12 protein-coding genes and 3 pseudogenes are annotated in these 11,495 nt (G+C 56.2%); 5 read left to right on the forward strand and 10 right to left on the reverse strand.

The genetic code is table 11. The annotated features are described in order from the left end of the window. Positions 1 to 73: 73 nt before the first annotated feature. The 5 genes and pseudogenes from PH547_RS31540 to PH547_RS31555 all read left to right on the forward strand — a co-directional run. Positions 74 to 372, forward strand: a pseudogene (locus PH547_RS31540) (type II toxin-antitoxin system RelE/ParE family toxin). A gap of 187 nt (positions 373 to 559) precedes the next feature. After that, the gene (locus PH547_RS31545) at positions 560 to 769 is read left to right on the forward strand and encodes a hypothetical protein (protein WP_135488292.1); all 210 of its coding nucleotides are present in this window, start codon (positions 560 to 562) and stop codon (positions 767 to 769) included. Positions 770 to 912: 143 nt separating this feature from the next. Next, the gene (locus PH547_RS31550) at positions 913 to 1,509 is read left to right on the forward strand and encodes an aminotransferase class I/II-fold pyridoxal phosphate-dependent enzyme (protein ID WP_092576572.1); all 597 of its coding nucleotides are present in this window, start codon (positions 913 to 915) and stop codon (positions 1,507 to 1,509) included. Then, entirely contained in the window at positions 1,412 to 2,020 is a 609-nt protein-coding gene (locus PH547_RS33895; protein WP_350223756.1) for an aminotransferase class I/II-fold pyridoxal phosphate-dependent enzyme, read from the forward strand. The genes PH547_RS31550 and PH547_RS33895 overlap by 98 nt, the downstream gene beginning before the upstream one ends. 78 nt (positions 2,021 to 2,098) lie before the next feature. After that, positions 2,099 to 2,482: pseudogene (locus tag PH547_RS31555) on the forward strand (ATP-dependent DNA ligase); the annotation flags it as partial. Positions 2,483 to 2,559: 77 nt separating this feature from the next. Here PH547_RS31555 and PH547_RS31560 read toward each other — a convergent pair. The 10 genes and pseudogenes from PH547_RS31560 to PH547_RS31605 all read right to left on the reverse strand — a co-directional run bounded on the left by PH547_RS31560 (position 2,560) and on the right by PH547_RS31605 (position 10,522). After that, positions 2,560 to 2,883 carry a type II toxin-antitoxin system PemK/MazF family toxin gene (locus PH547_RS31560; protein ID WP_004119734.1) on the reverse strand — a complete coding sequence of 108 codons (324 nt, stop codon included), beginning with the start codon at positions 2,881 to 2,883 and terminating at the stop codon, positions 2,560 to 2,562. After that, on the reverse strand, positions 2,880 to 3,104 hold the full coding sequence (locus PH547_RS31565) for an antitoxin MazE family protein (protein WP_120764323.1): 225 nt from the start codon (positions 3,102 to 3,104) through the stop codon (positions 2,880 to 2,882). The genes PH547_RS31560 and PH547_RS31565 overlap by 4 nt, the downstream gene beginning before the upstream one ends. A 396-nt stretch (positions 3,105 to 3,500) precedes the next feature. Then, positions 3,501 to 4,325, reverse strand: coding sequence for an SH3 domain-containing protein (locus tag PH547_RS31570; RefSeq protein WP_246802362.1), 825 nt, complete (start codon positions 4,323 to 4,325; stop codon positions 3,501 to 3,503). 329 nt (positions 4,326 to 4,654) lie between these two features. Then, entirely contained in the window at positions 4,655 to 5,905 is a 1,251-nt protein-coding gene (locus tag PH547_RS31575) for an MFS transporter (protein WP_120764322.1), read from the reverse strand. 954 nt (positions 5,906 to 6,859) lie between these two features. Beyond that, positions 6,860 to 7,031 (reverse strand): annotated as a pseudogene (locus tag PH547_RS31580) (IS5/IS1182 family transposase); the annotation flags it as partial. A 320-nt stretch (positions 7,032 to 7,351) separates the two neighbouring features. Then, positions 7,352 to 7,480 (reverse strand): hypothetical protein, encoded by a 129-nt coding sequence (locus PH547_RS31585; RefSeq protein WP_331384605.1) that lies wholly within the window; start codon positions 7,478 to 7,480, stop codon positions 7,352 to 7,354. Continuing rightward, a complete protein-coding gene (locus PH547_RS31590; RefSeq protein WP_184806048.1) occupies positions 7,464 to 8,069 on the reverse strand; it encodes an SDH family Clp fold serine proteinase in 606 nt (201 codons plus the stop codon). The genes PH547_RS31585 and PH547_RS31590 overlap by 17 nt, the downstream gene beginning before the upstream one ends. Before the next feature lie 1,001 nt (positions 8,070 to 9,070). Beyond that, positions 9,071 to 9,301 carry a hypothetical protein gene (locus PH547_RS31595; protein WP_184806051.1) on the reverse strand — a complete coding sequence of 77 codons (231 nt, stop codon included), beginning with the start codon at positions 9,299 to 9,301 and terminating at the stop codon, positions 9,071 to 9,073. A gap of 179 nt (positions 9,302 to 9,480) precedes the next feature. Further along, positions 9,481 to 10,140 carry a hypothetical protein gene (locus tag PH547_RS31600; RefSeq protein ID WP_184806054.1) on the reverse strand — a complete coding sequence of 220 codons (660 nt, stop codon included), beginning with the start codon at positions 10,138 to 10,140 and terminating at the stop codon, positions 9,481 to 9,483. Between the two features lie 82 nt (positions 10,141 to 10,222). Next, positions 10,223 to 10,522 (reverse strand): hypothetical protein, encoded by a 300-nt coding sequence (locus PH547_RS31605; RefSeq protein WP_210320789.1) that lies wholly within the window; start codon positions 10,520 to 10,522, stop codon positions 10,223 to 10,225. Positions 10,523 to 11,495: the final 973 nt, after the last annotated feature.

An 11,495-nucleotide genomic window follows, 5' to 3' on the forward strand; every position in this document is an offset into this window, starting at 1 on the left:
GGTCAAGTGCGAAGCTCGGCGCCTTCTTTGTTGCGGCAGTCGCGCGTGTGGATACTATGCGCGGCAGCAGATAATGCATTTTAATTTTAGCCTTTCAGTTGAGGCGGAAGAGGACATCATTGCGATCGCCGAACAAGGTGTAAGCATGTTCGGATCCACACAGGCGAGGCGATATCATGATGACTTGTTCGCTGTGCTTGACCTCATTGCCGCCAACCCGCGAATGGCACGTGAGCTGGAAGAGATTTCGCCACCGTTAGAATTCATCCGTTCGAGGCCCATCCTATTGTCTACAAGATCGAGGAAAACGGAGCAATTTTCGTGATCCGAATACGCCATAGACATGAAGACTGGACCGGCGATCCTGTCTAGGACTCACTGAGTAGACCAACATGCATCATTGTGTGAGAGGCGTTACGGTCGGGCTGTGACGCATGTCAGATCAGCTACATCGCCGTTATCCTGTGCTTTTTCTCCTGATTTTTTGGAGGAGATGGCCTATACCGATTTGCCGGACAGCAGTCTGGAGAGTTCGTTCTAAGATAACGTCGGGGACTGAGTGACGCAGCAGTTCGATTTGTTTGTTTCAAGTGAGACACCTTCCGCGAAGGCAGCTGCTTCATTGCCTGCCAAGCGCCAACGGTCAGCTGCTTTAAGTGAGGACGATATGGTGCAGCAACTCCAGGCGACCGGCCGATATCGCATCCTCAAAAAACTCGAACCGCGTGCCATCGCAACGGAGGCGCGGCCCGGATTCCCGTTGAAGTGAGGTGGCTCCTGATCGAGGCTCGCCCGGGCAAAGGAACCTTCGTTCGCGAGGGGCCCGCAAGTCCCGCCGAGGTTGTCGACCTATCTTGGCAATCTGTCGCGCTTGGAGCTGCGCGGGGAGACGGTGGTTTTTTGGAAACTTCATTGACGCTTCCACCAGCCGACGGCTTGATCTTGAGCATGGGCTACCTGCCGCCTGATCTACAGGCGTCTGGCCTTTTGGCACACGCGCTCCGTCGAGCCGCAGGTCGTGTCGATCTTTGGGATAGACTGCCGATCGAGGGTCTTCAGTCATTGCGGGCGTGGTTCGCGCGCGAGATCGGAAACGGCGCCGTGTTCTCACCCCACGATGTCATCATATGCAACGGCGGACAGGCGGCGATCACTGCGACGCTACGGGCACTTGTGCCGCCTGGACGTCCCATTCTTGTGGAGACGCCGACCTATACTGGCGCTATGTCGGCTGCCCGGGCGGCGGGTCTTGAAGTCATTCCCGTAGCCATTGACGAAAACGGAGTGCGACCGGAACTGCTGGAGGACGCCTTCGAACAGACGGGGGCCCGGGTCTTTTACAGCCAACCAACCTTCTCCAATCCTTCGGGCGTCGTCATGTCGAATGAGCGGCGAGCTGCTGTCCTCGACATTGCTGCAAAGGCAGGCGGGCGCCTTCATCATCGAGGACGACTGGGCGCGCGATCTCGATCTGGCAGGCAACGCACCGGCTCCGCTTGCGACGGCTGATCGCCATGGACACGTTGTTTATATTAGGTCCCTTGCCAAATCGGCTGCACCCGGTTTGAGGGTCGCAGCCGTTATCGCAAGGGGAGCTGCCCTGGCACGGCTGAAGGTGGCTCGCGTGAGTCAAGACTTTTTTGTTTCCGGTCCCTTGCAAGCGGCGGCTTTGGCCGTTGTCTCCGCGCCAAGATGGAAGCCTCATCTCAAGGCCGTCCGCGCTGCCCTAATCGAGCGGCGCGATGTCCTCGTCGGGGTGCTGCGCGAGGAAGTTGGGGATTGCGTGACGTTCCAGGTCCCGACCGGAGGCATGCACCTTTGGCTACGCTTGCCGGATCACGTCTGCGATGTCGCACTCGCTGCAGACCTGGCCCGGAACGACGTTATCGTTGGCGCTGGTCGCCCATGGTTTCCTGCGGACCCAGAAGGCTCTTTCCTGCGGCTAACTTTCGCAGGCCACCCCACCACTCTTGTTGAGGGCGCAAAGCGCCTCAGCCAGGCTATTAAACACAAACTTTAATCTTGGATAACGGAAGGAATAGGGGTTAGTCCGCTGCGCGAGAAGCGGCAGGGCCAGCCACGCTTTCCATTTGACCCAATGCCGGAACGGGTCGAGCCATGCCTTGCACTGCTCGAAGCCGCCGAAGGGTGCCGATTGGGTCTATGAGATCAAATGGGACGGATCCCGCTTGGCCGTCCATATCGAGCCGCAGCGTGTTCGCATCCTTACGCGTGGTGCCATGATTGGACACATCGCTTTCCATCGATTGCCGCGGCAGCAGGTGAGATCGGTGGGAACGCCATCCTCGATCGCGAGGCGGTTGTTCTTGATGAGGTAAGACGGTCAGACTTCCGTGCCCTTCAGCAGGCGCTGGGCGGTCGCGGCGGTAAACGGAGTTCGGGGGAGGCGATTTTCTACGCCTTCGATCTTCTGTACTTCGATGGCCACGATCTCCGCCAGGTGGAGCTATCCGAGCGCCGGTAGGCACTTTCCGGCGTGGTACACGGGGACGCGGATGCAGTTATGCCGGGCTACCAGCACCCCGGATGGGTTCATCTTTAAGCAACACCTAAAAAAACGGCGAGCGATCTTGTGACCGCCAGGAGCGCATCATCTTCCAGGCGACCGATCGTTGTGCCAATTCTATCCCGTTTCACGGACATGGCTTTGTCCACCATCACTTGCGAGGCTTTTCGCAATCCGCTTTGCACTGTCGGCTGAATGGTTGGTCGAATGAGCGGCGCGTCGACCAGTGTGCTGGAGATCAGCAGGACAGTGATCGTTCCAGTTGCATCAAACTGATCGGCCTGGATGATTAGTGCTGGACGCGGCTTGCCGAAATCACCGCTGATTGCGACGGTCACAATGTCACCGCGCCTCACGCTTCACCCTCGTCGTCCAGGTCATCGAGAGCGGCGTCAAGGAAGTCTTGCAGACCGGGATCGGCGGCATCGGCAAGGGCTACCTGAACGGACTGACGATGGCATTCGGCGGCAAAACCAGGGCGACGAGTATCGGGAACCCATATTTGCACAGGACGCAGCCCAGCGGCGCGCAACGTCTCACGGCGCTTTTGAACTCGTTCGTTGACCGAGCTTGCCATGATCAAACTCCAATGTGATTGTTACATGTAACATAATGGGCGAGCCCCGCCATGTCAATGAGTCGCAGCAGAGCGTGAAGGTACTCACTCTGGCGGGGACAAGTTGCGGTATATTCAGGCGTCGGTTGGGAGGGGCGGGCTGATCGAGTTCCGGCGCTTGCCTGGGGCCTTTGCCGAAGAACCGACCATTCATCGTCCACAACGACTGGTCGTCAAAATGTGTCGACGAAGTGGATTGGTGACCCGACATTTTCAAAAACAAAAGAGGCAATTACCTCAGAGCGATACGGCACTGTCGCGTACGCTTCAGGATACAGTAAATGCGAACCATCCTGTGCCCATATTTGCGCCGCCCAATGTTTGGCAGATGCGAACGAATGCCAACACAACGCCCGGTCAGTTGGCAACGAGTTTGAGCCAATTCGCGTTGACCCAGCCCTTGTTCTTATAGGGCAGGGGGTGCGTTTTCGTTGAATGGCATCTCACATTGGGGGTCTCGCTCCCGTAGACGACACCGGCCCACTGTCCGCGCTGCTGGAAGGCGATGACCATATCGCCATTGTGAAGTTCGCCAAGCTGGCGGTACTGGCTGCCAGGCCCGGACCTTATTGCGAGAAAGCCGTCCCCGTTGGCTTTTAGTCCGGCAACCATGTTGCTCGAGCAGTTTGCCACCTGACCGTCTCCGCCCTCTTCCAGAATTTGGACGTCCAGGTCACCGCCCGCGGCCGTCGCTTTTTCCGTGGCAGGCTGATCGCTTTTTCCTTGCTCCGGTTTGAAATCCCTGCCGTTCCAGTACAGGGTCGAATAGCAGGTGTCGGACCCGGCGCGGCCGCAGCTACTTCCATGCAGGGCAAGCTTGATCGCCGGTCGCCCTGCGATCTCGACAAAGCCTATGCCCTGCACATAGTCGTCAAAGATGGATTTGTAACTTTTGTCGGGTTTGGCCACGAAAATCTGCGTCTCGCATCCAGCCGAACCGCAAAAGGATGAAGGCATGCCGACACATTTCAAATGAGCGTAATCAAGAATGTAATCCGGAACCTGATCGCCGTTGATGTCCTTGATGCTGACGAAGCCCTTTTCAAGCTTGGCAGGCCCTCCGCAGTCTTTCTTGGACTCGTCGATCGCCGCCTGAACGGGCTGGGGGAGCGACTGCGCCGATGCGGCGCCCGAGCATGCGAGAGCGGCCGCCGCGCTTACCACCAGAATTGCCTTGCGCATTTTTCCCTCCGGAGCAGCCGAATTGCGACGCCTCGCCTGGACATTGGTGTCCGAGACGGCGCGTGTATTGCAAGGAAACATACATGAAAGGGCGAGCGTCTTGTATCGCCTGAACGGGCGATGACCGCGCATATAGCCCAGCACTGCGCCGTCACATTGCGGAATGGACCGCGGACAGTGATCGCAGTGGCCGTAGAGTGACGAACTGCTCGAAGCTCGGCGCCACGCCAAATCCGGCGTCTACAGGCCATAAGGCTAAGCCGCTGCGGGCTGGCTCGCTGCAATTCGTGCAGATTGGCTAATGGGCTCGCGGTCCTTAGCCCTGTCTCTTAAGGTCGATTGCTCCAAGCAATAAAACCTCCGACGAGCATTAGGAATGACGTAAAAAAGAACACTGAATGTATACCGGCATGAGCAGCTAATACGCCGCCAATGGCCGGGCCGAGCACTTGACCCGCGTGCTGCGCCGATGTCGACCAGCCGAGGATCGCGCCGACGGCTTGCTCGGGGACGCTGTGGCGTATCACGCTGCCGATACAAGGTAGCAAGCCCCCTAAAACGAGCCCCATCAATATTCGCAGCCCCACCAACTCCAAAACGTTCGTAACGAAAGCTTGTGACAGAAGGAGTGCCGCAGCGATGCACATTGCGACAACGATAACTTTCCAGTGCCCGACGCGATCTGCTAGTCTTCCAAGGTGCGAGGCGGAAAGAACACTCCCAAACGCTGTACCCGAAATGACCAGACCGGCCCAAAGGGTAACATGACGATTTGGCTCGACGAGTTGCGAAATGTAAATCGCTGTTATTGGTTCAATGGACATATTGGCGATCATCAGAAGCAAGCCCGTCGCCAGCATTGCCAAGACAGGCCTCCTGCTTGGGATCGTCGACCAACTGTTGGAGTGTTCACGCTCTGTCGTTCGAGCATTGAAATTCTCTCTGATCAAAAATGCGCTGGCAACAAAAGTGAGGAAGACTAATGCCGCAGTCAAAAAGAACGTTTCTCGAATGCCGATTAATGTTGGTAGAAATCCGCCGATCAGCGGGCCGACGAGGTTGCCCCCCATAATCCCCGTGGCCAAGAACCCCAACGCCCAGCCAATACGGTCTTTGGGAACCTGTGTCGCTACCAAAGCATATGATCCAGACGAGTAGCCTCCGAGTAGACCGGCTAAAAATCTCATAGCCAGCAACTGCCATACATCTTGAGCTACACCCATCAAGGCCATCGCTGCGACCACGCCCAAGCTTGCGCGAACCATCATCGCCTTCCGACCGTAGCGGTCGGCAAGTCTTCCCCAGAGCGGGGCAACCAGTGCGGCCGCAAGGAAAGTCACGCCGTACGCCACGCCCGAAAACTGCGCTATGGATGCTTGGTCGCTGACGCCTAATTCCCGGATATATAGGGGTAAGAAGGGAAGTAACATTGTCATGGCAACGGTCGTGGTGAACGAACCGGCAGCACAAACAATAAGGTTCGTCCTCCAATAGGGCGTGCTGCCGTTCAGATACGAGCTCGCATTCCCAAGCTTATTTCCACTGTTGAGCACTGTGAATCGCACTTCTTGCTGGGGCATATGGATTTCGGGCACACATTCGGTGTCAATGCCGACCTCGAACCGACTGCTTCGCTTCCGTGTGCGTCGAGGATTGCTAAAGACGTTATGGATCAGAAGTCCTCCTCAGTCGCGGGATAATCCGCTCTATGGCGGAAGGGATTGACGCTGTGGTCAATGCCTTCTCCGGTAGAATGTACTCTGGTAGATATCTGACATGTTGCTCTTGTAGCCCCCGGTCCGTCCGCTGGATTTAGCCGAGAAAGGAATGTTCGCCGGCAGCTCCCGCCGTTTCGCTACAGGGCTGCAAGGCTCGTGCCAAAAACACCGAAAGACTTCCTGTCAGCTTTTCAGCTATTTAACTTGAGACAAAATGAGTTTGCTCAACAAAACTGTGTCGCAAACCCGGTGCAGACGCGTCAAATGAGATGCTCCCGCCGTCTCAACTATGCATTTCGCGGACATCTTGTAATTTCCGTTGCCAGCAGGTTGTCAACGATGAAATCGATATTGTGTTCTTAGAGCGCGCACGCGAACGCGTCTCTCGTGCCGCTTGTTCTCTGTAGCAGTTAGGAGCCGCATAAAAGCGGCAGAGCCGGCTGCTCGGCTGATAACAAGATAGGTTGTCATTCTTGAGTTCAGGAAGTCGGCGACACAGTGAGATCGGTGCGCCATGCTGCGGCACTCGCGAAACCAGCCAAACTTAAATCAGCAGGTTTGGAGCACCTACCGTCGCTCTGCCCCACTTCCCCAAGCATGCAGCACGCCGCGGTGTTGACCCAGATCAACGTAGCCAACCGCATTGCTGGTAATCTTAAGCATTGCTAAATCCGAAGGTTAAATGCGGAGGTGACACAATGCTAGCGGCAGCAAGAAAAGATTATCTCGTCGGCCCGTCGCGGAATGCAATCCCGTGTTTGGGGCGTTGGTGCATGGATTGGGATTTGAGGGGATGGCGATCTTTGAAACGGCTGTCTATGGCGTGGCTGCCCTACGGCGGACGGATTTCGGGCGTGCGCAAGCAAGCATGCGGTTGAGGACGGCGCAGCCGATAGCGACTTCGGTCTGCTGCACGGGAGACGATCTTGCGCGCAAAACGTTTTCCGATGATGGACTTGTATCGCCCTATGGCGGTCTCGATCAGCGAGCAACGGCTCAGCCATTGAATATCGCGAGTTGACCGAAGGCGAAACACCCTTGAAGATCGCTGGATCGGCTCTATCCGCGACTGACGACCGTGGGCGCACCGCGGCGACGAATTTCGCGCGATCCACGATGTTTTTTCCTTTTTTGGATAGCTTCGGCAGCAACCGGCATTCAGTTTGGTTTCATCGTGTGGTAACGGACCGTTGCGCGAGCAAAACGCCCCCCGGAAATTTGCTCGCGCACAATGAACCACACCCGGTTCCTCGGCCCTGCCTCACTGCCTTGAGGTGGGGCCATTTCACTAAAGACCGCTCCAGAACGTCACAGCTTCGCCGCCGCGGTGAAGAAGTCGTCGATCTGCTGGGGCGCGAAGCCCATCGCCTGAAAGCCCTCCTGCATCATCGGCAACGATTTGACGAACGAGCCGGAATATTCATAGGCGATCTGCACCGATCGGTCCTGCGTTTTCACCCATCCATCGACCTGGTCGAGAAGGCCTGCAGCTGCTTCCTCTTCTCTCATTGAGGCCGTGATTTTCAAGCAGCCTCTTTGCAAGCTCGCGGATTTGATTGCGGCTTCGGAAAATCTGGCCGAGAACAAGCGGGTGAACTTGGTCGGAAAGTTTATTGAGAATTGTTCCCAGCGATGGTCCGTCGACGACGCCAAGCTCTGACTTCGCTAGGTCGATGAAGCCTTGAACTGCTTCGACGCTTACGGGAACGCGTTGGTGTGGTTGGCCGGGCACCATCGGTGACAAGGGACCGGACAGGCTCGGATCGATGGGGCCGAGCGTTGCTTGCTTCGTCATGATGATCCGATTGGCACCGAGCGAGATCAGGGTTCCCGCGCTGTGGGCCTTATTCGGAACGAGGACCTCTAAGTCGTCGCAAAAAATGCGAAGCAGGTTAATGATACGGCATGCGGCCGCTGAATCGCCGCCATTAGTGTGAGGTATGAATGTAATTTTCTGTGCCGGCCATACCTTATCGAGGTGTTGGACAAAATAGTCGAACGCGTCGTTCGCGATCTGTGTTTCCATCTGCGGGCGGTCGCCGTTACGTAGCGTAACGCCTTCGATCCTCGATCCGCCTCGATCTTCTCAAGCAATGCCTTTCTTGTCGCGACTGTCATTTGGTTCTATTTCTCCCAGCAAACACGCTGAAAACTAACTTACGGTTGCTCGAATCCCAAGCGGACTCGCTCAGTTCGTGATATCTTCGTGACCCCTGCGTCGGTCCCTTAAAATCCTTGCTGCAGTGAATGTATCGGCGCACACCGTCCCTAATCTTTCTTCACGTCGCGGTTTATAGCAATGTCGGCTCCGGATACTAGCGGGGTACGCCCCATGCCCGAACAGCCGCATTTCGAGGCCGAAGGACGTATATCATTGATGACATTATCATGTTCTAATTCAGCGGTCGGAAGTGTGCCTCCGACGATTGAAACAGAGCACTTCATGGAAACTGTGCCCCTATCCCGATCGGATAGGGGCTTTTTCTCGGGCTCGCGACGACGGCAACCGGCTAATGAAGGTACTCGGATGGCGCGATCTCTTCCCGGCTTCGGGCGGCAGCGACCACCAATCGTCGCCTGTTAAGGACAACCCTGATTAGTTTTCGACCGTTCGGGCTCATGGGGTCGATATTCTGCCTTTTGCAACACCCGCTCACAGCGTCTACCAGAGCGTCAACGTCTTCAAAATCGTGGAAATAACTAAGATCAAACGCCATGCGTTCCTCCTGAATAAGGCAGAAGCGCGTATGATCTCCCAAGCGATCGTAGCCGTAAAATGCCGATCGATGGGGCACAGTACGCCGGAAATGGGTACATGGCAAAGAAAAAGCCCCCGCCTACTTGCGTTTCAGCGGGGGGAGGAAATATGGCAATATATTAGAATGCGCGAGTGAATGCTCAAAGGCCAAACTTAAGGTCACAAACCCTGTCCGAGCAGTTTTGGTAACTTTTTATTTCCAAAAGCACGCAAAAGTCGTGTTACGCGCTTTGGCATCCGATTCTTCGAATGGTCTTCTCCCAATGCCGCTATTTATTGTTTTGAGCGGGTGCTGTCGCGGGCGGCGTTGTGGTGGTCGGCTGTGTCGTCGTCGTCTGGGCTGGGGCGTTAGGGTTTGTCGTGCTGGTGTGCGGCCAGAAAGCCCAGGCGAGAGCCGCGACCACAATAATCGCGAGAATGACGACCCATGGCACCCAAGGTTGCCGACGTACCGGTGTCGTTCTGAGATCTGGGTTCGGCCTGTTGAAATCGTTGCTCATCGGAGTGCTCCTTTGAGACGTAACCTTTAGCTGCAGCAAAGGTTCCTGACTACGCGGCGTTGCGGTGAAGTTCATGAATGTGGGCTAATGGGGCTGTCTCCTCGGCTACGCCGTCCCATTCACCTGGCGATCCTCATCCGCTCCAGCGCCGGCAGATAAGCCAAATCACTGAGTCGAATCTACTCGAACAACTGCGATGCGAGATAGAAGTGGCCGCCCATGCTCTCAATGGTCGGCTCCGAGATGTTCTCATCGCTCGGAAACAAACTACTGCCTTGACCGTAGTCCTTTCCGGGCTCACGCGGTTGCCGATCGAACGATCGGCTTCGGAATGACGCGGACCAAGTCGTTGGCGGAGACGCAATCTGATCAGTCTCATCGTAGATCAAGTCGAATCCCAAGGTTGATCCACCGAAGCCGCCGGCAATTTCTCCCCAACTCCAGTTGATAAGTACGGGATGGCCGTGAGCGGCTGCGCTGTCTCTCACGTCCTTGAGAAAATCGGACTTGCGATACTCAAAGCGCAGGCGGTCAGGGGTAACGCCTAGATAGGCAATGGCGATCACTGGCAGAGCGCCAAGAAATGGCGCAACCACGACTGACAACATCCGCCACCAACGTCCCTTTATCGCATTCGAGACGATGAAAAAGAGCCACGCAAAAAAGGCGACGAGCATGGGGCCGAGCCACAGCATATCGCCGTCCCAATAGAGCTCGTACGCGAAACTTATGCCGTTCACGACGTCTGCGTAGAGAACAAACAGGAAAGCCCAGAGTATATAGGAGAGCTTGAATTCATCCCGAGGTGGAGATGTTGTGCGGGCAACTAAATCAGACAAATTCCTTCTCTTCCTGCCGACGAGTTGGGATCACATCAGCGCCGAAAACGGTTTCGCTCGTTGAAACAGCGGCAAAAATAGTTCAATCGCGCGAACGAGCCTCGCGCCCCGCGAACGGCTCAAATTCATCATCGCCGTCGAGATATTCCAGCTCGTGATCAATGTGGTCGATCGCCCAGCAGAGCGCCTCGATCTCGCTTCTCAGGTGCTCGGCCAAGTCCCCGGTAATGATGGCGATATCGGCCGCAGGCAGAGAAGCCTTGCTGTTGATGATCTTGATCGCGTCAGCCTCAAGGCCGGCAAGATGATGCTTCGCCCGCTCAATCTGGAATGACAACTTGCTTCGGTTGTCCAGCAGATATTCTCTGGTTTCGTCGATCATTTCGGCACCCGGCACGGCTCAGCACAAAAGAAAGCCCTGAGGGGAATCCGCAGGGCCAGAGAAGTGAGAGATATCGGATGGAAAGGAGCTCCGATAACTTTGGTCTAAAGGACGTCATGTCCTGACCACGATGGCAGAAGTTTGCCAGAATTCCGCCTCGCCGTAAAGTTCAGACTAATGGTTGGTCACCAAGCGGACGCTGAAAGCTTCGTGCGTCAATGGAGAAGCTGCGCCACCTTCAGCACCAACGTGCTTAGGCCCGCGCGCACCGTCAAAGCAGTCAAAATCGAAGTCGACATCATATCGCTCCTCAAATCGGATTTTGCGAGCTGACTACTGCAGCGGTGGAGGCGGTGTCGCTTGACAGATGGCGTGACATTGGCTGCGCCTTGCGCATCAACCTACCGCTGGCCTCCAGTCAAACGTAATCGTCGGGGAGGCGGTGCGCAGGCCGCCGATCGCTTCTTGCACGAAGTTTGAGAAGTTCCGCATAGCTTCCTTTGATGGGAGCAGGGACGACGTGCTTTGTCGCAGGCTTTGCGGCTTCAAGAACGGCTCTTACGTCTTCGTCGAGGAGAACCATACGGTTGCCAATAATGCGACAGGCGCCCAGTTGCCTGGCGAGTTTTCGAACCTTGCTAGGAGACCAGCCGTAATGTTTTGAGAATTGTTCAGGGGTCCCGGTAGGGACGATGGTTACCCATCGCCCCCCGGTCAGTTCCGTACGTGCGGCACTACCGCATACGGCTCCTATCGGCTGTAGTGACGGTAAGCCGAGCATCAGGATGCGGATGCATCAGCCGGCACGGTGGCAGGTATTTGCGGACGAGCCTTTGGAAACGATCCCAAGGCAAGCGGTGTCGCTGGCTTCGGCGCATCAAGGCGTGTCGCCAAGCTCGACCAACTTCCCAGCGGAACCCTCCCAATCGTCGCAGATTGTCAGGCACCGCATGGTAGTTAAAATACCCCTGTA

This window comes from Rhizobium cerradonense, assembly GCF_030182455.1.
Taxonomy (GTDB): Bacteria; Pseudomonadota; Alphaproteobacteria; order Rhizobiales; family Rhizobiaceae; genus Rhizobium.

What these genes read in the sequence shown, in the direction of transcription:
- PH547_RS31590 (WP_184806048.1), bottom strand. Translation starts at nt 8,069, where the DNA reads ATGGAAACACAGATCGCGAACGACGCGTTCGACTATTTTGTCCAACAC.
- PH547_RS31565 (WP_120764323.1), bottom strand. Translation starts at nt 3,104, where the DNA reads ATGGCAAGCTCGGTCAACGAACGAGTTCAAAAGCGCCGTGAGACGTTG.
- PH547_RS31595 (WP_184806051.1), bottom strand. Translation starts at nt 9,301, where the DNA reads ATGAGCAACGATTTCAACAGGCCGAACCCAGATCTCAGAACGACACCG.
- PH547_RS31575 (WP_120764322.1), bottom strand. Translation starts at nt 5,905, where the DNA reads ATGCCCCAGCAAGAAGTGCGATTCACAGTGCTCAACAGTGGAAATAAG.
- PH547_RS31570 (WP_246802362.1), bottom strand. Translation starts at nt 4,325, where the DNA reads ATGCGCAAGGCAATTCTGGTGGTAAGCGCGGCGGCCGCTCTCGCATGC.
- PH547_RS31605 (WP_210320789.1), bottom strand. Translation starts at nt 10,522, where the DNA reads ATGATCGACGAAACCAGAGAATATCTGCTGGACAACCGAAGCAAGTTG.